The organism is Pseudonocardia cypriaca, assembly GCF_006717045.1.
Classification (GTDB): Bacteria; Actinomycetota; Actinomycetes; order Mycobacteriales; family Pseudonocardiaceae; genus Pseudonocardia; species Pseudonocardia cypriaca.
Genome location: NZ_VFPH01000003.1, coordinates 75,426 through 97,218 on the forward strand (window position 1 = coordinate 75,426; position 21,793 = coordinate 97,218).

Here is a 21,793-nt window from a genome sequence, read left to right on the forward strand (position 1 = left end):
TTCTCAGTCACCTTCGCCTCGCCGGTACTCGAGCCCGACCGCGGCAGGCGGCCGCAGCCGTTGCGACGCCACCGCGAGCACGAGCAGCGTCACCAGCTGCGGCGCGTAGGAGGCGAACTCCCGCGGCACCTCGGGGATCACCCAGTACACGGCGTAGACGACCAGACCCGCGGCGAGCGCCACCGCGGCCGAGCGCCAGTGCCGCCGTGCCGCCCAGAAGATCGCGAGGATCACCGCGAGGATCGAGGTGGCGTAGAGCAGCGCGTGCACCGCCTCCCCGCCCGCGCGCAGCTGCACGCCGTCGACGTACCCGAACAGGGCGGCGCCGGCGAGCAGCCCACCCGGTCGCCAGTTGCCGAAGATCATCGCGGCGAGGCCGATGTAGCCGCGCCCGCCGGTCTGGCCCTCCAGGTAGCCGAGCTGGCCCGGGTTGAGCGTGAGCGCCGCGCCACCGAGCCCGGCGAACCCGCCCGAGATGATCACGGCGAGGTACTTGTAGGTGAACACGTTCACGCCGAGCGACGCGGCCGCCACCGGGTTCTCCCCGCACGAGCGCAGCCGCAGCCCGAATCGCGAGCGCCACAGCACGTAGTAGCTCACGGGCACGAACAGGAACCCGAGCACGACGAGCGGGGTGAGGCCGGAGACGACGCCGCCGAGCAGCCCGGCCGCGTCGGAGAGCAGCACGCGTTGCTGGCCCTCCAGTTCGGCGAGCCAGTCGGCGAGCGGCTGGATCGAGAACGTCTCGAAGCCCTCGATGCGCGGCGACTGCCGCGGGTTCCGGGAGAGCGGCACGAAGATCAGCTGGGCCAGGTACTGCGTGATACCCATCCCGAGCAGCGTGATCGCGACGCCGGACACGATGTGGTTGACGCCGAACGTCACCGTGGCGATCGCGTGCAGCACGCCGCCGAGCGCGCCGAACACGAGACCGCCGATCACGGCCGCCCACGGCCCCCAGTAGAAGCCGGCCCACGCCGCGCCCCAGGTGCCGAGGATCATCATGCCCTCGAGCCCGATGTTGATCACGCCGGAGCGCTCCGCCCAGAGCCCGCCGAGCGCGGCGAACAGGATCGGCAGGAGCAGCCGGACCGCGGCCTGGGTGGTGCCGCTCGAGGTGAGCTGGTACTGCCCGGTCAGCGTCGTGGTGATCGCCAGGATGCCGACCCCGATCGCGACGACGATCGCGGCGCGGGCCCAGCCGGGCAGCCGCCGCCCGTTGCGCGCCTGGGGGACCGGCGCGGCCGGCTTCGTCTCGACCGCGGTCACGACCCCACCTCCGCCGGCACGCCCGTCACGGCGCGCAGCTGGGCGGCGACCCGCCGCTGCTCGGCTGCGAGCTCGTAACGGCGGACGATCTCGTAAGCGATGACCACCGATAGCACGATCGATCCCTGCATGATCAGCACGATCTCGCGTGGCACCCCGACGTTGTCCAGGGCCAGCGCCGACTTGTCCAGGAACGCCCAGAGCAGCGCGCCGAGGGCGATGCCCACCGGGTGGTTGCGCCCGAGCAGGGCCACCGCGATCCCGGTGAAGCCGTAGCCGGCGGGCGAGGTGAGCGTGTAGGCGTGGTCGCGACCGAGCAGCTCGGGCAGGCCGACGAGGCCGGCCATCGCACCCGAGAGCAGCAGCGCCACGATCACCATCCGGCGCGCGTCCACCCCACCCGCCGCGGCCGCTGTCGGCGACTCGCCCGACGCCTTCAGCTCGAACCCGAACCGCGTCCGGTTGAGCATGAAGCCGTAGGCGAGCCCGAGCGCCGCTGCCAGGAACACGAACCCGAAGATCGTCCCACTGGCCCCGAAGGAGATGCCTGGGAAGTGCCCCGTGGGCTCGATGGGGTCGGTCGAGATGTTGTTGCCCCGCAGCACGCCGAACCCCTCGGTGCTGATCAGGTAGGCGATCACGCCGGTGGCGATGAAGTTCATCATGATCGACGAGATGACCTCGTGCACGCCGCGGTAGGCCTTGAGCAGAGCCGGCACCGAGGCCCAGAGCGCGCCCACGGCCGCGCCGACCAGGATGATCACCAGCGTGTGCAGCCCCGGTGGGAGCGACAGCGCGCCGCCCGCGATCGCGGCCACGCACGCGGCGAGCCGGAACTGGCCCTCGACGCCGATGTTGAACAGCTTCATCTGGAAGCCGATGGCCACGGCGAGCCCGGCGACGTAGTAGATCGCCCCGGTGTTGATGATGTCGACGGCGGTGGTGCCCTCGCCGACCTGGGTGACCATCACCCGCAGGGCCGTGAGCGGCGAGTCGCCGTTGATCAGCAGGGCCACCGCGCACAGCAGGGCGGCGAACACGATCGCCAGTACGGGTGGCAGCAGTACGGTCCGGATGCGCGTCACGCGGCTCCCTCCGCATCGGCGCCGGTCATCGCGGCCCCCAGCTCCTCGGGTGTGACGGTGGCCGGGTCGGCGTCGGCGACGAGCCGTCCCCGCAGCATCACCTTGATCGTGTCGGACAGCCCGATCAGCTCGTCCAGGTCGGCGCTCACGAGGAGCACCGCGAGGCCTTCCGCACGGGCGCGCCGCAGCACGTCCCAGATCCCGGCCTGCGCGCCGACGTCCACGCCGCGGGTCGGGTGGGCGGCGATCAGCAGCACCGGGTCGCCGGAGAGCTCGCGGCCGACCACCAGCTTCTGCTGGTTACCGCCGGACAGGGCCGCGGCCGGCACGTCGACACCGGGCGTCCGCACGTCGAACTCCTCGACGATGCGCTCGGTGTCGCGCCGCGCGGCCGCCCGGTCGAGCACGCCGAGCAGCCCGCCGGAGGCCACCGGCCTGCGGCTCTGGTAACCGAGGATCCGGTTGACCCACAGCGGCTGGGTGGCGAGCAGCCCGTGGCGCGTGCGGTCCTCCGGCACGTACCCGATGCCCGCCTCGCGGCGCTGCAGCGTGTGGGCCCGGGTGATGTCCTTGCCGTCGAGCACGATCGTGCCGCCGCTCGCGCGTCGCATCCCCATGATCGTCTCGACGAGCTCGGTCTGCCCGTTGCCCTCGACGCCCGCGATCCCGAGCACCTCGCCCGCCCGCACCACGAGGTCCACCCCGTCGAGCACCGGGCGGCCGCCGCCCTCGGCGTCGAGGGTGAGCCCGGTGACCCGCAGCACGTCGCGGTCGGTCACCGTCGACTCGCGCGTCTCCGGGCTCGGGAGCTCGCTGCCGACCATCATCTCCGCGAGCTGGCGGCTCGTCACCGCCTTCGGGTCGGCGCTGCCGACGCACGCCCCGCGACGGATCACGGTGACGGTGTCGGCGATGGCCCGCACCTCGTCGAGCTTGTGGGAGATGAAGACGAACGTGAAGCCCTCCTCGCGCATCCTGCGCAGGGTGGCGAACAGCTCCTCGACCTCCTGCGGGACCAGGACCGCGGTCGGCTCGTCGAGGATCACGGTGCGGGCTCCGCGGTAGAGCACCTTGAGGATCTCGACGCGCTGCCGGTCGGCCACCCCGAGCCGCTCGACGAGGACGTCCGGCCGGGCGCGCAGCCCGACCGTGCCCTCCAGCTCGGCGATGCGCTGCCGGGCCGTGGCACCCATGCCGTGCAGCCCCTCCGCTCCGAGCAGGATGTTCTCGGCGACGGTGAGGTTGTCGGCCAGCATGAAGTGCTGGTGCACCATGCCGATGCCGGCCTTGATCGCGTCGGCGGGCGACCGGAAGTGCACCACCTCCCCGTCCACGGAGATGGTGCCCTCGTCGGGCTGCTGCATCCCGTAGAGGATCTTCATCAGCGTCGACTTGCCTGCGCCGTTCTCCCCGCACAGGGCGTGCACCTCGCCGCGGCGCACGCGCAACGAGATGTCGCTGTTGGCGACGACACCGGGGAAGCGTTTGGTGATCCCCGCGAGCTCCACGGCGTACTCGCCGCGCGGTGGCGCGGTATCGGCTACGGCCATTCCCTCCAGCCTTTCGGGGATGTACGCGGGGGCCGGGATCCGTGTGGACCCGGCCCCCGATGGTGCCCCACGCGTGAGGTGCCGTGCGCTACTGCCGCTCGCTGGGCACCTTGATGTCGCCCTTGATGATCGCGGCCTTGTAGGCGTCCAGCTGGTCGGCGATGTCGTCGACCTTGCCGCCGGAGGTGGAGTAGCCGACACCGTCGACGGAGAGGTCGAACGCCTTCGGCAGCGAGCCAGTTGCGCCGGCTGCCACCGCGTTGATGTAGTTGAACACCGCGACGTCGACGCGCTTGAGCATCGAGGTCATGATCACCTCGTTGACCGGCGGCGCGACCGTGTTGTACTGGTCGGAGTCGACGCCGATCGCGAGCTTCTGCGCGTCCGGCTTCGTCGCCGTGTTGACGGCCTCGAACACGCCCTGGCCGGAGGCGCCCGCCGCCTGGTAGACGATGTCGGCTCCGCCGTCGAGCTGGCCGCGGGCCACCTCGGTGCCGCGGGCCGAGTCGTTGAAGCCGGAGAAGTCACCGGCCGGGCTGATGTAGTCGACGTCGACCTCGATGTTCGGCGCCACTGCCTTCGCGCCTGCCACGTAGCCCGCCTCGAACTTGTGGATCAGCGGGGTGTCGACGCCACCCACGAAGCCGATCTGGCAGGACTTCGTCTTCAACGCGGCAGCTGCGCCCACGAGGAACGAGCCCTGCTCCTCCGCGAAGACCAGCGGGGTGACGTTCGGCAGCTCGACCGTGGAGTCGTCGACGATCGCGAACTGCACCTGCGGGTTCTCCGTGGCGACGGCCTTCAGCGCAGTCGCGTACTTGAAGCCCACCGCGATGATCGGGTTGAAGCCGTCGGCGACGAGCTGGCGCAGGCGGGTGGCCGCCGCGTCCTCGCTCTCGTTCTCGGCAGCGGCGAGCTCGCGCGTGTTGGTCTGCACCAGGCCGAGGTCGCTGATCGCCTTCTCGAGCCCGGCGGCCGCCGAGTCGTTGAACGACAGGTCGCCGCGGCCCCCGATGTCATAGGCCATTCCCACCTTCAACGCGCTTGCGTCGGCGTTGGGGGCGATCGGTGCCGGGGTCGCGGCGGCGCCACCGGCTGCCGCCGGAGCGGGGTTGCGGGTGCACTCGGTGCCGGCCGCGCCGCCACCGCCCTGCTGCTGGCCGCCCGTGTCGCGAGCGCAGCCCGTCACCACCAGTGCGCTGGTCAGCACGGCGGCTGCCAGAACGAATCCTCGACTGATCCGCAAGGGAGACCTCTCCTGTTCCGGCCTGGGACGACGGTGGGGAACCGTATCCGAGGGCCGCCGGTGTTCACATGATCGACCGCGGGGCGTGACCGAATCGTCGACTCCGGAGCGTGACGGGCTGAGCGCGTCCCCCATTCGATGATCATCGTCGCTTTCGCTCGGCGGATGCGGTCGGGCTCGATCTACAGTCGATGGCGTGCGATGGGTCGCAACGGTGACGGTGCTGCTCGCACTGGCGTGCCCGGCCGTCACGGTCGCGAAACCGCAGCCGGTGGCGAGCGTGACGGTCGGCTGCGCGAGCCAGCAGGTCCCACCCGGCCCGCCGGTCGAGGAGGAGAAGGCCGCCCCGGCATCCGCCCCGCTGCCCTGGCCGCCCGAACCGGTGGGCGGGCCGCAGATGGGCACGTGCGACCGGATCGGCCCGGACGGCGCTCCCGATCTGACCGCCGCCTCGTGGGTGCTCGCCGACCTCGACACCGGCGCTGTGCTCGCCGCGCGCGCCCCGCACGCCCGGCACCGCCCCGCGTCGACGCTGAAGGTGCTCACCGCGCTCACCGCCGTGCGGGAGCTGAACCCCGACCGGGTGGTCCAGGGCACCGCCGAGGACCAGGCGATCGACGGCAGCAAGGCCGGCATCGGCCCCGGCGGGCAGTACACGGTGCGCCAGCTGCTCGCCGGCCTCCTGCTCAACTCGGGCAACGACACCGCGGAGGCGCTGGCCCGCACCATGGGCGGTGACGGCCCCACGATCGCCAAGATGACCGTCACGGCGCACGAGCTGGGCGCCCTCGACACCCGCCCCGCCACCCCGTCCGGGCTCGACGGGCCGGGCATGGCCAGCTCGGCGTACGACCTCGCCCTGATCTTCCGGGCGGCGATGCGCGAACCCCTGTTCGCCGAGACGACCGGGCTGCACTCGATCCCGTTCCCCGGCTACGGCGACCACCCCGGGTTCGTGCTCTACAACAGCAGCAAGCTGCTCGCCCACTACGAAGGCACGATCGGCGGCAAGACCGGATTCACCGAAGCCGCCCGGCACACGCTCGTCGCCGCGGCCGAGCGGGGCGGGCGACGCCTCGTCGTGGCGCTGATGCGGGGCGAGCAGTCCCCGACCCCGATGTGGAGGCAGGGCGCCCGCCTGCTCGACTGGGGGTTCGACCTCCCCGCGACGACGCCCGCGGTCGGCGAGCTCGTGGACGCCGCCCCGGCCCCACCCCCGCCGCCCGTGGCGGACCCGGCGACCAGCCAGACCCTCGCCCTCAAGCCCGTCCCCCCGCTGCTCCCGGTCGGCCTCGGCGTCCTCGCGGTCACCGGGATGGTCATCGGCGGCATCGCCCTGCGCCGGCGCCACTGACCGGATTCGCAAGACTCGCCCGACCCGAACGGCAGACGCGCGGGCCCATTCGTCAGACTCGCCCGGAAGAACGCCGGACCCGCCGGCTCGGACGCAGGACTCGCGCGACGGGGCGAGTCCGACGTTCCAGCACGGCGAGTCCGACGTTCGAACGCGCCGAGTTCCGCGTTCCGCCTCAGGCCGGCTGCAGCGCGGGGAGCGGGAACTCGAGCTCGGGGCTGTAGCGCGGGGCTCCGTCCGGGGCGTCACCCAGGTAGAAGTGGGTAGCCATCGTGAGGTGTTCGACGTCGAAGACGGTGCGCCACAGCGTTCGGACGGGGTAGGGCGTGTCGGTCGAGGCGTCCACGCGGACGGAGTCGAGGGCCTCGCGCATCCGGTCGGCGGAGAGGCGGGTGCCCGCCGAGCGTTCGGCGATCGTCCGGTGGCGGTGGTAGGTCAGCATCGTCTCGTCGGTGTCCTCGGGCAGCGGCCCCGAGTACCGGTGGAGCAGGTGGTTCGTCACGCAGAGGGCCCCCGCCGTCGGCGCGCACCACGTGCTCGTCGCCCCCGGGCCCCCGTTCCCAGACGAAGGCGTCCCCGCGGGCGTCGGCCACCAGGTAGTGCAACGGCGTGCCCATGTCGTATTGCTTGGCGGCGTACAGCGCGTCGACCGCATCGGCCGCCGACGCGCACGTGTCGAGCAGGAAGCGCGGGATCTGGCTGCTCGACAGCCCCACCTGCGGGCCGGCGTCGACCGGCGGACTCGCGTTCTCCGCGTCGGCCAACAGCAGGACCACCGCGAGGCCGTGCTCGTTGATCCCCTCCATGCAGCCGTCGAGCTCGTTCATCGTGAGCACGGTGGTGGCGGGTCCGTCGTCGGGGACGCTCGTGATCACGTAGGGCCGCGCGCTCATCGGCATCTCGCCGCTGGCCGGGGCGTCCTCCCCTGCGAGCATCGCGAAGAGCTCCGTCGTGCTGGTGGTGAAGAAGTCGTAGTTGCGGCCGAGCACGCCGCGACCGTCGACCGTGGCCGGTGGCGGGTAGAAGGTCGCGGAGCAGGCCGATCCCAGCGGGATCCCGCCTGCGCCGTCCAGGTACACCTCGTCGGTGTCCGGGTCGAGGCCCAGCTCCTCGCCCGCGCCCCGCATCCGGGCCAGGTGCTGCGGCCAGTGGCGGGCGAACCAGGCCCGGCGCGCGCGGGCCTTGACGGGGTCGGCCGGTGCGGGTGTCCAGCCGTACGTGCGCTGCGCCTCCGCGGCGAGCGCACGCCCGATACCGGCCTCGCTGCCGGACGCTGTGACGTGCCGGACGGTCATGAAGTCGGCGGCTCCGCCGGCGACGACCCGGGTGGTGACGGGCATAGTTCCTCCTGATCAGGGATGGACGGGGCGCCACATCGGCCACAGGGTGGGGCCGTCTGGCAGGTGAACGGGGTCGCCGGTGTCGCGGAAGCCGTGCCGCTCGTAGAGGGCTCGACTGCGCTGCGAGGTGGCCTCCAGGTACGCGGGCAGGCCCTCGGCGTCGGCGCGATCGAGGCGCTCGCGCAGCAGCGCGCCGCCGAGCCCGCGCCCCTGCGCCTCCGGCAGGACGCCGAGCAGCACCAGGTACAGGTGCGCTGTGCCGGTCGGGTGCCGCGCCTCGGTCAGCTCCATGAAGGTGCGGAGGTGGGCGAACGCGTCCGGGATCGGCTGCCGTTCACCCACCGGTTCGGTCGGGCGCGGCAGCCACACCGCGGCCGCCGTGCGGTCCGGTGCGACGGCGAGCTCGCCGGCCGCCGCCGAGGCCTCCACGAGCGGGCCGAAGACGATCTCGGCGGCCAGGTCGGCGGGAAGCAGCCACCGGGCCAGGGGATCGTCGGCGAAGGCCGCAGCCAGCACCCATACCACGGTCTCGGTCGACGTCATGCGTACACCGTAATCAGACGATCAGATCATGGGCTACACCGCGCAGTGTGCTTTGCTTGCGCACTAGTACGGTTTCGCCATGACGGAACCGCCGTACCTGCACGTGGCCGCGGCCATCCGCCGGCGGATCGCGACCGGCGCGCTGCGCCCTGGGGACCGGGTGCCCTCCACGCGGCAGGTGGTCCGCGATTTCGGAGTGGCGATGGCCACCGCGAGCCGCGCCCTCGCGGTCCTGCGGGACGAGGGCCTCGTGGTCACGCGTCCCGGATCGGGCACCGTCGTGCGCGCCCCCACGCCGCCGTCCCGCAGGCGGCTGCCGGACCAGGAGCTCGACACGGAGCGGATCGTGGCCACCGCGATGGCCGTGGCCGACGACGAGGGCTTGGATGCCGTCTCGATGCGCAGGCTCGCCGCCGAGCTCGGGGTCGGCCCGATGTCGCTGTACCGCCACGTGGCCGGGCGCGACGCGCTGGAACTGCTCCTCGTCCGCGCCGTGTTCCGGGCGCACCCGTTGCCCGAGCCGGGGCCGCCCGGCTGGCGGGCGAAGCTGGAGCTGGTGTGCCGCCTGCAGTGGCGCGTCTTCCGCGCCCACCCGTGGCTGGCCGAGCTGATCTCCATGACGAGGCCCGTGCTGATCCCCGAGGCGATGGCGCACACGGAGTGGACGCTGCAGGCACTCGCCGGCCTTGCCCTGACCGAGGCCGAGCGGGTGCGCGAGGCGCTCACGCTGCCCGCGCTGGTACGGGGCCTGGCCGCCAGCCTCGCGGCGGAGACCCGGGCCGAACGCGAGACCGGTCAGGACAACGACGAGTGGTGGGCCACCCTCGACGGCGAGGTGCGGACGCTGCTGGGCTCGGGCCGCTTCCCGCACCTGGCCGCGGTCCAGGACGGGATGCCCGGGGACATGGACGGGCTGCTGGAGCACGCCGTGGCCCGCCACCTCGACGGCCTGGAGATGCGCCTCCTGCGCGCTACCTCCGCCGGTGGATCAACCAGCCGGTGAGCGCGCCTGCACCCAGGAGGCTCAGCGCGGTCGTGGCCGTCGGTCCCTTCCGCAGCACCACCTCCGTGCGCAGCACCGGCGGCTCCGGAACGGGCACCGGCTCCTCCTGCTCGTTCTCCCGGGCGGTGGCGGCCCACGCCGTGACGAAGAGGACGAAGCGGGACGCGAAGAACACGAAGACCAGCAGACCGAGGAACGAGCCGAAAACCGCCCCGCTCGGCGACGACGTCACGCTCGCCAGGTAGTAGGTCATGATGATCTTCAGGACCTCGAACCCCACGGCACCCAGCAGAGCGGCCTTGGCCGCGCTGCGCAGAGTGGCGTGCTCGCGCGGGAGCCGGGCGATCACCCACAGGAAGATCAGCCAGTTCGCGACGATGCCGAGCAGGAAACCGAACAGGCCGAGCAGGAACAGGGCCCAGCCCTGGTCTCCGAGCCCGACGAGCCCGAGCAGGGTCTCGGCGAACCCGGCGACCGCACCCGTGATGGCGAAGGATCCGACCAGCGCCAGGCCGAGCCCGCCGAGCGTGAGCAGGTCGAACAGGATCCGCTTCGGCAGGGCAGGAACGGCCGGCACCTGCGCCCACTGCTCCGAGAGCGCCTCGCGCAGGTTCGACATCCATCCGATTCCGGAGTACAGGGCCGCGAGCAGACCCAGGAACCCGACGGTCCCCCGCTGGTCGATCGCCTGCTGGATGACCTGATCGATGGTGTCGCTCAGTCCGGGCGGGACGTTCTCCGTGATCGCGGCCAGCAGCTCGTTCAGCAACTCCGGGTTGAAGAACAGCACGTACCCGGCGGCGGCGAACGCGATCATCAGCAGCGGCACCACCGACAGCACGCTGAAGAACGTGATCGCCGCGGCGTAGTGGTCACCGTGGCGCTCGGTGTAGCGCACGCCGGCCCGCACCATGTGGTCGAGCCACCCGTACCGCGCGCGCAGCCGCTCCAGCTTCGATGGCGTCTCGTCAGCGGCCACGCGTCATCCCATCAGGTCGGCGGCAGAAAACCGATCTTCTCGTGGACGACGGCGAGCGTGGCACCGGCGACCTCACGCGCCCGGGTGGCTCCACGGGCGAGCACGCGGTCCAGCTCGGCCGGATCGTCCCGGTAGGTACGTACCCGTTCCCGCAGCGGTTCGACGAACTGCGCCACGACCTCGGCAAGATCTTTCTTCAGGTCGCCGTAGCCCTTGCCCGCATAGTCGGCCTCGATCTCGGAGACCTTCCGGTCGGTGAGCGCCGAGTAGATCGTGAGCAGGTTGGAGATGCCCGGCTTGGCCTCCGGGTCGAACCGGATCTCCCGCTCGGTGTCGGTGACCGCCGAGCGGATCTTCTTGGCGCTGACCTTGGGCTCGTCGAGCAGCTCGATGATGCCGGCCGGGCTGGAGGCCGACTTGCTCATCTTGGCGCTGGGGTCCTGCAGGTCCTGGATCTTCGCGTTCCCGCTGGGGATGAACGGCTCCGGCACCGTGAACGCCTTGCCGAAGCGGGTGTTGAACCGCTGCGCGAGGTCGCGGGTGAGCTCCAGGTGCTGGCGCTGGTCCTCGCCGACCGGCACGCCGTCGGCCTGGTAGAGCAGGATGTCGGCGGCCTGGAGGATCGGGTAGGTGAAGAGGCCGACGGTGGCGCGGTCGGCGCCCTGACGGGCTGCCTTGTCCTTGAACTGGGTCATCCGGCTCGCCTCGCCGAAGCCCGTGAGACACCCCAGCACCCACTCGAGCTGCGCGTGCTCGGGCACGTGGGACTGCACGAACAGCGTGCAACGTTCCGCGTCCAGGCCGAGCGCCAGCAGCTGCGCCACGGCGTTGCGGGTGCGGTCGGCGAGCGTCTTCGGATCGTGCTCGACGGTGATCGCGTGCAGGTCCGGGATGAAGTAGAACGCGTCGTAGGAGTCCTGCATCGCCACCCACTGGCGGACCGCGCCGAGGTAGTTGCCCAGGTGGAACGAGTCCGCGGTCGGCTGGATGCCGGAGAGCACCCGCTGGCGACGGTCGGTGGGGGCGGTCATACCCCCGATTCTCGCAGCTCCCGCGATCGGGCTTGGAGGGTCCTGGACAACTCCGGCCGTAGCGAGCGGCGTCCAGGTCGGTGCATCGCAGGGCGGAGGAGGAGTCCGATACCGCTGTTGTATCGGCGACGACGACAACGCAGCGAGGCGCCGGCCTGGGCGCCGCGCAGTAGGTCGGAGTTGTCCAGGGCGCTCCTAGGCCGGGGCGGTTCCGTCCTGCTCGGGCTCGTCCGCGACGACCCGCTGCACCTGAACGGTGCGGTTGTCCAGGTCGATCGGCCCGAGCTGGAAGTGCTCCTGGCCGTCGCCGGACTCTGCCGACTCGTCCGTGATCTTCCGCCCGGGGAACATCTCGCCAAGCACACCCATGCGCGCCACGGTACGCGTCGCAGGATGAGACAACCGGAGGTGACCTCCGTCACTAGCGTCGCCTGAGCCGAGTCCGGCACGCGACCAGCGGAGGCAGCAGATGAAGGCACTCGTCTACCACGGTTCGGGCAACAAGGCCTGGGAGGACGTCCCGGACGCCGCCGTGCGGGAACCGACCGACGTCGTCGTCAGGGTCGACACCACCACGATCTGCGGCACCGACCTGCACATCCTGCACGGCGACGTCCCCGCGGTCACCGACGGGCGGATCCTCGGCCACGAAGCCGTGGGAACCGTCGTGGAGGTCGGAGACGCGGTACGGGGGTTCTCCGTCGACGACCGGGTACTCGTACCGGCGATCACCAAATGCGGCCGCTGCGAGTACTGCGGGCGCGGGATGCCGTCGCACTGCCAGACCGTCGGCGGGATCGGCTGGATCTTCGGGCACCTGATCGACGGCACCCAGGCCGAGTACGTCCGCGTCCCGTACGCCGACACCTCCCTGTACGTGGTTCCCGGAGGCGTGACCGACCAGCAGGCGATCTTCCTGGCCGACTCGCTGCCCACCGGGTACGAGGTCGGCGTGCTCGCCGGGAACGTCCGGCCCGGGAACACCGTCGCCATCGTCGGTGCCGGGGCCGTCGGGCTCGCCGCGGTGCTCACGACCGGTTTGTGGGGCGCGTCCAAGGTCATCGCCGTCGACACCAACAAGTTCCGGTTGGAGAAGGCGATCGAGTTCGGCGCCACCGACACCGTGGAGGTCGGCCCCGGCACGGTCGACGAGGTCACCTCGCTGACCGACGGCCTCGGCGTGGACGTCGCGATCGAGGCCGTCGGCTACCCGGAGACCTTGCTCACCGCCGCCGCCCTGGTCCGGCCGGGTGGCACGATCGCCAACATCGGCGTGCACGGAACCCCGGTGGAGATCCCCATGCAGGACATGTGGATCCGCAACGTCACCCTGACGATGGGCTTGGTCGACACCGTCTCCATCCCGACCCTGCTCAAGATGGTCGCCGGCGGGCGCATCCCGGCGGAGAAGATGGGCACCCACTCGTTCACGTTCGACCAGATCGACCAGGCCTACGACGTGTTCGCGAACGCAGCCGCCAACCAGGCGCTCAAGGTCGTCATCACGCCGAGCTGAGGGACTCGGTACTCGATCGACGCCGACGAGGCGCCCACCTACGATCGCGCCGATGGCTGACGTCGTCGTGGTGGGCGCCGGGATCGTCGGGGCATCGGTGGCCTACCACGCTGCCGGGCTCGGGGCGGACGTCACGCTCGTGGACAAGGCGCTTCCGGGCTCGGGCGCCACCGGCGAGTCGTTCGCATGGATCGGCGATTCGGAGCGCGAGCCCGGTCCGGGCGGCGCCCTGCGCGCCGCCGCGACGCGCGAGTACCGGCGGTTGGCGGCCGAGGTCCCCGCCGTTCGGGTGCGGTGGGCGGGCTCGCTGCAGTGGGGCGGGCGGGAGCCGCTGGACGACCTCGAACCCGGACGGCACGTCGTGGACGCCGAACAGATCGCCGCCCTCGAGCCGAACCTGCGCACGCCGCCGAGCCGGGCCGTTCACATCCCCGGCGACGGGGCCCTGGATCCGGTCGCCACCACCGACGCCCTGATCAGCGCGGCCTGCGAGCGCGGCGCCCGGCTCGTCGCGGGCACGGCGGTGACCGGACTGCGGATCGGGAAGGACCGGGTCGCCGGCGTCGAGTCGACGAGCGGCTTCATCGGAGCCGCCCGTGTGGTGCTGGCGAACGGCGCCGACGTCTCCCTGCTCTGCGCACCGCTGGGCGTCGCGGTTCCGGTCGAGCCGTCACCGGCGATCCTGCTGCGGCTCGCCGGTCCGCCGGACCTCGTGCGGACCATCGTGGCCGCACCCGGCGCGGACGTGCGCGACACGGGCGACGGCGAGCTGGTCGCGGCCGTCGCGTACGCCGGGGAGACCACCGCCGCTGAGCTCGCGCGTTCCGCGGGCCGCACCCGCGACCGGATCGCCGAGTTGTTCCGCGGCGGTGCGGACGTTCGGCTGCTGGGTGCGCGGGTCGGGATGCGCCCGATGCCGCTCGGCGGGCACCCGCTGGTCGGCCCGCTCCCCGCCGCCCGCGGCGCCTACCTCGCGGTGATGCACTCCGGTATCACCCTCGCCGCGGTCGTCGGGCGCCTGGTCGCCGAGGAGCTGGTCCATGGCATCGAGGCCCCTGAACTACGCGGCTGCCGCCCGGGGTGAACGGCCCGACTCGCGCGCACTGACTCGCGGGGTGGACGCGCGGTCAGGCGTCGAGCGAGACCACCGTCATGCCCGCGGGGGTCGCGCCGTCCATCGCGGCCAGCGCGGCACCGGCTTCCTCGAGCGGGACGACGCGCCCCACCAGGGTCGCCGGGTCGAGGCCGGCGGTCGTGAGGAGGTCGAGCAGCGCGGCGTACTCGTGCGCCGCGATCCCGTGGGAGCCGTGCAGCGACAGCTCCCATGCGAGCACGCGGTCCATCGGCAGCGGTGGGGTGGCGGCCTCCCCGAGCAGCAGGCCGACCTGCACGTGCCGGCCCCGGCGACGCAGCGACAGGACCGACGCCACGGCGGTGGCGGGCGAGCCGAGCGCGTCGAGCGAGACGTGCGCGCCTCCGCCGGTGATCTCGCGGATCGCGGCCGGGACGTCGTTCGACGCGGAGGCGTCGAGGACGGCCTCCGCCCCGCGGGCCCGTGCGAGCGCGAGCGCGTCGGCCGAGACGTCGACGGCGACCACCCGCGCTCCGAGCGCCGTCCCGAGCAGCACGGCCGACAGGCCAACGCCGCCGCAGCCGTGGACGGCGAGCCACTCCCCCGCGGCGAGCCCGCCGTGCGCGGTGAGGGCCCGGTAGGCGGTGGCCACCCGGCAGCCGAGCCCGGCCGCTGCGACGAACGACATCGAGTCCGGCAGCCGCACCAGGTTGAACTCCGCGGCCCGCACGAGCACCTGCTCGGCGAAGGACCCGTGGTGGGTGAAGCCGGGTTGCGTCTGGTCGGGACACACCTGCGGGTCGCCCGCCCGGCAGAGCTCGCACACCCCGCACCCGCACACGAACGGGGCCGTGACCCGGTCGCCCGGTCGCCACGACTCGACGTCCGCGCCCACCCGCGCGACGACCCCGGCGAACTCGTGGCCGGGCACGTGCGGCAGCGCCACCGGGTCGTGCCCGCGCCAGGCGTGCCAGTCCGACCGGCAGACCCCGGTGGCGCGCACGTCGAGCACCACGGCGTCCGGGAGGCACTCCGGCTCCGGCACGTCCCGAACGGTCAGCGGCCCGCCGACGGTGTCGAAGACGACCGCTCGCACTCAGCGACCCGGCCGGCCGGTCATGTCCGGGCGGGAGCCAGCGGGAGCAGCCTCGGCCCAGGGCGCTGGGCCGGGACGAGGCGCTCGACCGGTTCGCGGTACGTGGTGCTGCGCTGCCGCACCGGGCGCCCGGCCGCGGTGGCGATCGCCGCCAGCTCGGTGACGGTGCGGGCGGAGCCGTTCTCGGATCCGGCCATCCGGCTGATGGTCTCCTCCATGAGGGTGCCGCCCATGTCGTCGGCGCCGCCGCGGAGGATGTCGGCGGCGAGGTCGTCGCCGAGCTTCACCCACGAGCACTGGATGTGGTCGATCCGTCCGTGCAGGGCGAGCCGGGCGAACGCGTGCACGGCCCGGTTGTCGCGCACGGTGGGGCCGGGGCGGGCGATGCCCGCGAGGTAGATCGGCGCGTTGTGGTGCACGAACGGCAGCGGCACGAACTCGGTGAACCCGCCGGTCTCGTCCTGCAGTGCGCCGAGGGTGCGCAGGTGGCCCAGCCAGTGCCGCGGCTCGTCGACGTGCCCGTACATCATCGTGGACGACGAGGGGATGCCCAGCCGGTGCGCGGTGCCCACCACCTCCAGCCACTGCGCGGCCGGCAGCTTGCCCTTGGTGAGGACCCAGCGCACCTCGTCGTCGAGGATCTCCGCGGCCGTGCCGGGGATCGACCCCAGCCCGGCGTCGCGCAGCTCGGTGAGCCACTCCTCGATCGACACGCCCGCCTTGGCCGATGCGGACACGATCTCCATCGGGGAGAAGGCGTGGACGTGCATGCCCGGCACGGCGGCCTTCACCGCGCGCACGAGGTCGGCGTAGAAGGTGACCGGCAGCTGCGGGTCGATCCCGCCCTGCATGCACACCTCGGTGGCGCCGGCCTCCGCCGCCTCCACCGCCCGGGACGCCACCTCGTCGAGGGAGAGCCGGAACGCATCGGTGTCGCGCTCCCGCTGCGCGAACGCGCAGAACCGGCAGCCGACGTAGCAGACGTTCGAGAAGTTGATGTTGCGGTTGACGACGTAGGTGACCTCGTCGCCCACCACGTCCGCGCGCACCGCGTCGGCGAGGCGGGCCAGCTCCTCCAGTGCCTCCCCCGAGCAGGTGAGCACGGCCATCGCCGCGGCCTCGTGCGCCGGGTCGAGCAGCGCCGCCGGATCCGATGCCGCCAGGTCGAGTCCGGCGCGCACGTCGGAGTCCAGCCGCTCGGGGGCGGACCGTTGCGTGGCCGCCAGCTCCTCGGCGACCGCATCCCAGTCGCCGTAGACCGACGCGAAGTCTCCCCGCCGGTCGGCGGTGCGGCCATCGGTGTCGATCGACGTGTTCAGGTCGATCCGGCCGGTGGAGGCGAACCCGCCGTCCGGCTCCTGCCACGGCCGCCCGACCACGTCGGCGCTCTCGTCGGCGAGCCCGGTTGCCGGGTCGGCGAGCGCGGCGACGTGCGCGGATACGCGGGAGTCGATCCACGGCGAGCCGGCCAGCACGTACTTCGGGTAGACGGCGAGCCGCTCGCGGATGGTGAACCCGGCCGCGGCCGAGCGGGTGGCGAGCTCGTCGATCGCGGGCCAGGGCAGCTCCGGGCTGACGTGGTCGGCGGTGACCGGGGATACGCCGCCCCAGTCGTCGATCCCGGCGCGCAGCATCAGCGCGAACTCGTCGCCGATCAGGTTCGGCGGCGCCTGGATCCGCATCTTCGGGCCGAGCACGATGCGCGCGACGGCGATCGTGGCGGCCAGGTCGTGCAGGTCGGCGTCCGGGTCGTTGGCCATGGCGGTGTCCGGCTTGGCCCGGAAGTTCTGGATGATCACTTCCTGGATGTGGCCGTGGGCCCGCGCGGCAGAGCGGATCGCGAACAGCGACTCGGCCCGCTCGGTGCGGTTCTCCCCGATCCCGATCAGGATCCCGGTGGTGTACGGGACGCCGACCCGCCCGGCGTCGGTGATCGCGCGCAGCCGGACCGCCGGTTCCTTGTCCGGGCTGCCGAAGTGCGGCCCGCCCGGCTCGCTCCACAGCCGCTCGGCCGTGGTCTCCAGCATCATCCCCATGCTCGCGGCCACCGGCTTGAGCCGCGTGAGCTCGTCCCACGACAGCACGCCCGGGTTGAGGTGCGGCAGCAGGCCGGTCTCCTCCAGCACCGCGATGGCCGACGCGCGGACGTAGTCCAGCGTGGACGAGTACCCGCGCTCCTCCAGCCACTCCCGCGCCGCGGGCCAGCGGTCCTCCGGCCGGTCGCCGAGGGTGAACAGCGCTTCCTTGCACCCGGCGGCGGCGCCCGCGCGGGCGATCTCCAGTACCTCGTCGCGCTCCAGGAACGCCGCAGGCAACCGGTGCGGCACCGTGGCGAACGTGCAGTAGTGGCAACGGTCGCGGCACAACCGCGTGAGCGGGATGAACACGTTCTTCGAGTACGTGACCACACCCGGCCGGCCCTCGGCCACCAGGCCCGCGTCCCGCACCCGCGACGCCACCGCCAGCAGGTCGTCCAGGGCCTCCCCCCGGGCCGCCAACAGGACCGACGCCTCCGCGACATCGATCGTGACGCCGTCCCTCGCCCGCCGCAGCGCGCGACGGAGGGCGTTATCGGACGGCGCGGGCTCGGGGGTCACCTCGACCATGAGGTGAACAGTAGGTCGACGGAGCGGGCACGGTCGACCACGACGCCGCCCGGACACATCACAGCGCACACGGGAATACGACGCGCCGCTCGCCACCATGGCCCGGTGCTCACGCGATCGCTCGCGGCCGGCCTCGCATGCCTGCTCACGCTGGCCGGATGCGCGGCCACGCCGACGACCGACCGCAGCATCGTGGTGGCCACGGCCGACGGCGACCGCACCACCCACGTCCACCACCCGGAGAGCGCGCCGCCGGGTGCGCCCCTCGTCGTCGTGCTGCACGGCGCGGGCGGCTCGGGCAGCCAGGTCGAGGCCGACCTCGGCTGGGACGCCCTCGCCGACCGCGAGGGGTTCGTCGTCGCATATCCCGACGGCCTCGACGGCACGTGGAACGGCGGCGGCTGCTGCGGGCAGGCCCGCTCCCGCGGCGTCGACGACCTCGGCTTCCTCGGCGCCATGGTGGGCCGGATCGCCGCGGAGGACGAGACGGACCCGCACCGCGTGTACGCCGTCGGGTTCTCCAACGGGGCGATCCTCGCCTACGCGTGGGCCTGCGGCCGGCCCGGCGAGCTGGCCGGGATCGGGCCCGTGGCGGGCGCCGTGCTCGTACCCTGCGCCGCGCCGGCCCCGCTCACCGTCGTCGCGGTCCACGGCAGCGCGGACGACCGCGTCCCGTTCGACGGTGGCGCCGGTGCCGGCGGGGCGCAGTACCCGACGGTGGACGGTTCGCTCGCGCCCTTCCTGTCCGCGGACGGCTGTTCCCCCGACCCGACGCTCGTGGAAGACCCGCCGGCCAGGGTCGGCACGTGGACGTGCACCTCCGGCCACGACGTGGTGCGCGACGTCGTCACGGACGGCGGGCACGGGTGGCCGGGCGCGGGCCCCGAGGCGGGCACCACGGACGCACCCCTGGACGCCACCGGCTTCCTCTGGGCCCGCCTGACGGCTCGGTGATCAGGTCAGGACGGCGGAGATCTTCGTGACCAGCGCGTCGACCACGGTCGGGATGCTGAGCACCGTGCCCCACGTCCAGGCGGCGGAGACGAGCGGGTGGTCGACGAACACGGAACGCCCGGCCTGCACGACCTCCAGCCGCGAGTACAGCGGGGCCCGCTCGACGTCCCGGCGCACCTCAGGGGAGAAACCGATGTTCCAGAGCAGGACGTCGCGGTCGAGCAGAGCCATCTGCTCGTCGCTGATCGGCGCGCCGTCCGCGTCGCCCGCGAGCTCACCGATCTCGGGCGGGATCGTGAAGCCGAGCGCCGCCACCAGCTGCGAGCGGGGGTCGTTCGGCGAGCGGACGAAGGAGACGCCCCTCTCGAGCCGCTCCGCGATCACCGCGGTTCGCCCCTCGAACCGGGGGTTCGCCGCGGCCGCGGCCTCGAGCTGCGCGTTGACCCCGGCGACCAGCTGCTCGGCCCGGTCCGGGTTGCCGAGAGCGCGGCCGGCGAGGCGGGCGTACTCGTCCCACGGCGCGCCCCACTCCGGGTAGCCGGCCGGCGGGGCGACGGTGGGCGCGATCTGCGAGAGCGTCTGGTACTGCGTGTCGTCCATCGACGTGTACAGCCCGATGATCAGGTCCGGGTCGAGGGCGGCGATCTCCTCGTACCGGTAGTCGGGGGTGCCGGTGAACGCACCTCTGTTCAGCACCACCGGCCGGGCGTCGCCGAGCTCGTCCTGCGCCCACGGCCAGGTGGCGTACGGGTGGTTGCCGTACCAGTCCGTGACCCCGACCGGCCGGACGCCCATCGCGAGCACGGGGTCCTGGTCGCTGAACCCGACCGTCACGACGCGCTGCGGGGCGCTCGGGATCTGGGTGGCGCCCTTGCTGTGCTCGACGCTGAGCGGGAACGCGCCCGCCGGGGCCGGCCCGGCCGCAGGCGGCGGCGGCGTGGAACCGCCCCCGCAGGCGGTCAGCAGGCCCACGGCCCCGAGTGCTCCGGCGCCGGCGAGCAACTGGCGGCGGCTGAGGTGACCGAGGCGGCGGGGAACGGCAGGCACGGTGCCTGAGGTTAGCCTCCCTTAACGGCCAGCGTCGCGCCGGTGCCGTTCATGCCGGCCCCGATCCCCGGGGCGGCGTCTCCCAGGCGGTGGCGGTACCCACCGGGGTTCCCGACCCGTCGACAGCGATGAATCGGAACCGGTGGATCGTCCTGGACTCGGTCTCGCCCCGACAGGACGGGGTCGCCGGACGCCGGGTGTAGAAGTCGTCCCTTCCGTCCGTGGGGTCGATCTGAATGCCGATCGATGTGCCGTCCCGGTTGAAGTCGCAGGCCGCGAAGATCGTCCAGGATTTTCCCTCGACGTATTCCAGGCTCCCGATGTCGGTGGTGCTCTCGCCGGGATCCGGGGTGCCGCCGGGCCACCACCGGCGAATGCACTCGAGCCGGCCACCACTGACCTCCGCGCAGCTGCCGGCCGTCGTCGAGTTCTCATCCGAGTCGTCGTCCGGGGCCTGGCTCGGTTCGCGAGTCCCGGCGCGGTCGTCCTCGGACGACGGCGGTACGGGTGCATCCGGCTCCGGCGGGGTGTCGAGGACCCGCAGCAGGGTCGCAGGCTCCGCCGCCCGCGCCGGCTCCACCGTGCTCGTCGCGACCGACAGGATGGACGACAGCGCGACCACAGCCATGCCTACAAAGGTCATCCTCAGGAAAGCAGTCACCGCAGCTCCGTTACGCAGATGAACGATTCAAGGCGTATCTGCTACCGCCGGGCCCAGAGGACCTTTCCGTCGGGCGTACGCAGGGTCAGGTTCTCGTCGTCCTGGACGTGCAGGATCACGTTCTTGCCCTTGGTGCCGGTGTGGAACAGCGCCTTGCCGTTCTTCGTGACCGTGAGGTTCCCGTCGGCCTGCATCGTGGCCACGGCGCCCGCGTTCGGGGCCGTAGCCGTGTGCCACAACACCTTGCCCGCGGCGTTGGTCAGGACGAGGTTGCCGTCCGTCTGCATGCGCAGCGTGTTCTTGCCGTTGAACGACTTGCGCTCCTCGCCGCCCTTCAGGGCCTGCCCGGTCCGGAGCTCGGCCTTCGACTGGTTCACGTCGCTGAGCGCCCAGAGAACCTTGCCGTCGGGCGTCCGCAGAGTGAGGTTGCCGTCGTCCTGGACGTGCAGGGTCACGTTCTTGCCCTGGGTGCCGGTGTGGAACAGCGCCTTGCCGTTCTTCGTGACCGTGAGGTTCCCGTCGGTCTGCATGGTGGTCACAGCACCCTCGTTCGGGGCCGTGCCGGTGTGGAACAGCACCTTGCCCGCATCGTTGATCAGGACGAGGTTGCCGTCCGTCTGCATGCGCAGCGTGTTCTTGCCGTTGAACGACCTGCGCTCCTCGCCGCCCTTCAGGGCCTGCCCGGTCCGGAGCTCGGCCTTCGACTGGTTCACGTCGCTGAGCGCCCAGAGGACCTTGCCGTCGGGCGTGCGGACGGTCAGATTGCCGTCGTTCTGGATGTGCATGTTCACACCGGCGCCCGTGGTGCCGGTGTGGAAGAGCGCCTTGCCGTTCTTCGTGACCGTGAAGTTCCCGTCGGTCTGCATGGTGGCCACGGCGCCCTCGTTCGGGGCCGTACCCGTGTGGAACTTCACCTCACCCTTGTCGTTCAGGAAAACGAGGTTCCCGTCCGTCTGCATGCGCAGGGTGAACGTCCCGTTGGCGGACTTGACCTCCTGGCCGCCCTCCAGCTTCTCCCCGGACTTCAGCACCCCGCTCGTCGCGGCCGCCGACGCTGCGCTCGCCGCTCCCACCGGCTGACCCGCCAAGGCGGTGCCCGCGGTGGTCAGGATCGAGCCCGCGAACACCGCGGCGGTCGCGACGGCGGCCGCCCCGGCCCGCAACCCGACACGTCTCGGCCTGATCGACATATGTCCCCCACTGTTACGAGATGCGTTCGGACCCGATTCGTTCCCATCCTTCGGCCGCTGACGCGCAAATTCGAGCCGAGGTGTCGGCGAATGCGCGAATCAGGCCGGAGGGAAGATCTCCGGGCGTGCGGACGCTATCAACGAAGATCTTCCGGCCGGAAGGCGGAGAATGGACAAGGATCGCCCTGTTCTTGCCACGCGCCGTTCATTCGGCGACAACGAAACGGGACAACATATCCGATCCGATCCGG

The 21,793-nt window shown here is 72.3% G+C and carries 19 protein-coding genes; 5 read left to right on the forward strand and 14 right to left on the reverse strand.

Annotation, left to right across the window (positions count from 1 at the left end; genetic code table 11):
- Nucleotides 1-3: 3 nt before the first annotated feature.
- The 4 genes from FB388_RS32250 to FB388_RS32265 form a co-directional block, all read right to left on the reverse strand.
- Nucleotides 4-1,269, reverse strand: a complete 1,266-nt coding sequence (locus FB388_RS32250) for an ABC transporter permease (RefSeq protein WP_142106496.1) — start codon at nucleotides 1,267-1,269, stop codon at nucleotides 4-6.
- Nucleotides 1,266-2,354 carry an ABC transporter permease gene (locus tag FB388_RS32255; protein ID WP_142106497.1) on the reverse strand — a complete coding sequence of 363 codons (1,089 nt, stop codon included), beginning with the start codon at nucleotides 2,352-2,354 and terminating at the stop codon, nucleotides 1,266-1,268. The genes FB388_RS32250 and FB388_RS32255 overlap by 4 nt, the downstream gene beginning before the upstream one ends.
- Entirely contained in the window at nucleotides 2,351-3,904 is a 1,554-nt protein-coding gene (locus FB388_RS32260) for an ABC transporter ATP-binding protein (protein ID WP_142106498.1), read from the reverse strand. The genes FB388_RS32255 and FB388_RS32260 overlap by 4 nt, the downstream gene beginning before the upstream one ends.
- An 88-nt stretch (nucleotides 3,905-3,992) precedes the next feature.
- Nucleotides 3,993-5,111 carry a BMP family lipoprotein gene (locus FB388_RS32265; RefSeq protein WP_246122846.1) on the reverse strand — a complete coding sequence of 373 codons (1,119 nt, stop codon included), beginning with the start codon at nucleotides 5,109-5,111 and terminating at the stop codon, nucleotides 3,993-3,995.
- A 235-nt stretch (nucleotides 5,112-5,346) separates the two neighbouring features.
- On the opposite strand from FB388_RS32265, the gene FB388_RS32270 reads away from it, so the two are divergent.
- Nucleotides 5,347-6,504, forward strand: a complete 1,158-nt coding sequence (locus tag FB388_RS32270; protein ID WP_142106500.1) for a D-alanyl-D-alanine carboxypeptidase family protein — start codon at nucleotides 5,347-5,349, stop codon at nucleotides 6,502-6,504.
- Nucleotides 6,505-6,749: 245 nt separating this feature from the next.
- On the opposite strand, the gene FB388_RS32275 is transcribed toward FB388_RS32270, so the two are convergent.
- Together FB388_RS32275 and FB388_RS32280 are read right to left on the reverse strand one after the other, a co-directional pair.
- Complete coding sequence (locus tag FB388_RS32275; RefSeq protein ID WP_246122654.1) at nucleotides 6,750-7,844, reverse strand: carcinine hydrolase/isopenicillin-N N-acyltransferase family protein; 1,095 nt, start codon at nucleotides 7,842-7,844, stop codon at nucleotides 6,750-6,752.
- 12 nt (nucleotides 7,845-7,856) lie between these two features.
- Nucleotides 7,857-8,387 (reverse strand): GNAT family N-acetyltransferase, encoded by a 531-nt coding sequence (locus FB388_RS32280; protein WP_142106501.1) that lies wholly within the window; start codon nucleotides 8,385-8,387, stop codon nucleotides 7,857-7,859.
- Between the two features lie 79 nt (nucleotides 8,388-8,466).
- Here FB388_RS32280 and FB388_RS32285 point away from each other — a divergent pair, with 79 nt between their 5' ends.
- Nucleotides 8,467-9,390 carry a GntR family transcriptional regulator gene (locus tag FB388_RS32285; RefSeq protein WP_142106502.1) on the forward strand — a complete coding sequence of 308 codons (924 nt, stop codon included), beginning with the start codon at nucleotides 8,467-8,469 and terminating at the stop codon, nucleotides 9,388-9,390.
- Here the strand turns inward: FB388_RS32285 and yhjD are convergent.
- From yhjD to FB388_RS39725, 3 genes are all read right to left on the reverse strand, one after another.
- Nucleotides 9,359-10,369, reverse strand: coding sequence for an inner membrane protein YhjD (gene yhjD / locus FB388_RS32290; RefSeq protein WP_246122655.1), 1,011 nt, complete (start codon nucleotides 10,367-10,369; stop codon nucleotides 9,359-9,361). The genes FB388_RS32285 and yhjD overlap by 32 nt on opposite strands.
- An 11-nt stretch (nucleotides 10,370-10,380) precedes the next feature.
- Nucleotides 10,381-11,400, reverse strand: coding sequence for a tryptophan--tRNA ligase (trpS, locus tag FB388_RS32295; protein ID WP_142106503.1), 1,020 nt, complete (start codon nucleotides 11,398-11,400; stop codon nucleotides 10,381-10,383).
- Between the two features lie 195 nt (nucleotides 11,401-11,595).
- Complete coding sequence (locus tag FB388_RS39725; protein ID WP_170225946.1) at nucleotides 11,596-11,769, reverse strand: hypothetical protein; 174 nt, start codon at nucleotides 11,767-11,769, stop codon at nucleotides 11,596-11,598.
- Between the two features lie 100 nt (nucleotides 11,770-11,869).
- Between FB388_RS39725 and FB388_RS32300 the strand changes: the two genes are divergently transcribed.
- Both FB388_RS32300 and FB388_RS32305 read left to right on the forward strand, forming a co-directional pair.
- On the forward strand, nucleotides 11,870-12,916 hold the full coding sequence (locus tag FB388_RS32300; RefSeq protein ID WP_142106504.1) for an alcohol dehydrogenase catalytic domain-containing protein: 1,047 nt from the start codon (nucleotides 11,870-11,872) through the stop codon (nucleotides 12,914-12,916).
- A gap of 52 nt (nucleotides 12,917-12,968) precedes the next feature.
- Nucleotides 12,969-14,000 (forward strand): NAD(P)/FAD-dependent oxidoreductase, encoded by a 1,032-nt coding sequence (locus FB388_RS32305; RefSeq protein ID WP_142106505.1) that lies wholly within the window; start codon nucleotides 12,969-12,971, stop codon nucleotides 13,998-14,000.
- A 43-nt stretch (nucleotides 14,001-14,043) separates the two neighbouring features.
- Here the strand turns inward: FB388_RS32305 and FB388_RS32310 are convergent, their stop codons facing one another.
- Both FB388_RS32310 and FB388_RS32315 read right to left on the reverse strand, forming a co-directional pair.
- The gene (locus FB388_RS32310; protein ID WP_142106506.1) at nucleotides 14,044-15,084 is read right to left on the reverse strand and encodes a zinc-dependent alcohol dehydrogenase family protein; all 1,041 of its coding nucleotides are present in this window, start codon (nucleotides 15,082-15,084) and stop codon (nucleotides 14,044-14,046) included.
- A 20-nt stretch (nucleotides 15,085-15,104) separates the two neighbouring features.
- Complete coding sequence (locus FB388_RS32315) at nucleotides 15,105-17,690, reverse strand: bifunctional FO biosynthesis protein CofGH (protein ID WP_142106507.1); 2,586 nt, start codon at nucleotides 17,688-17,690, stop codon at nucleotides 15,105-15,107.
- A 105-nt stretch (nucleotides 17,691-17,795) separates the two neighbouring features.
- Here FB388_RS32315 and FB388_RS32320 point away from each other — a divergent pair, with 105 nt between their 5' ends.
- A complete protein-coding gene (locus FB388_RS32320) occupies nucleotides 17,796-18,644 on the forward strand; it encodes a CE1 family esterase (protein ID WP_170225947.1) in 849 nt (282 codons plus the stop codon).
- Here the strand turns inward: FB388_RS32320 and FB388_RS32325 are convergent, their stop codons facing one another.
- The 3 genes from FB388_RS32325 to FB388_RS32335 form a co-directional block, all read right to left on the reverse strand.
- Nucleotides 18,645-19,691 (reverse strand): iron-siderophore ABC transporter substrate-binding protein, encoded by a 1,047-nt coding sequence (locus FB388_RS32325; RefSeq protein ID WP_142106509.1) that lies wholly within the window; start codon nucleotides 19,689-19,691, stop codon nucleotides 18,645-18,647.
- A 49-nt stretch (nucleotides 19,692-19,740) separates the two neighbouring features.
- A complete protein-coding gene (locus FB388_RS32330) occupies nucleotides 19,741-20,319 on the reverse strand; it encodes a hypothetical protein (RefSeq protein ID WP_142106510.1) in 579 nt (192 codons plus the stop codon).
- A 74-nt stretch (nucleotides 20,320-20,393) separates the two neighbouring features.
- A complete protein-coding gene (locus FB388_RS32335; RefSeq protein ID WP_142106511.1) occupies nucleotides 20,394-21,542 on the reverse strand; it encodes a hypothetical protein in 1,149 nt (382 codons plus the stop codon).
- Between the last annotated feature and the right edge of the window lie 251 nt (nucleotides 21,543-21,793).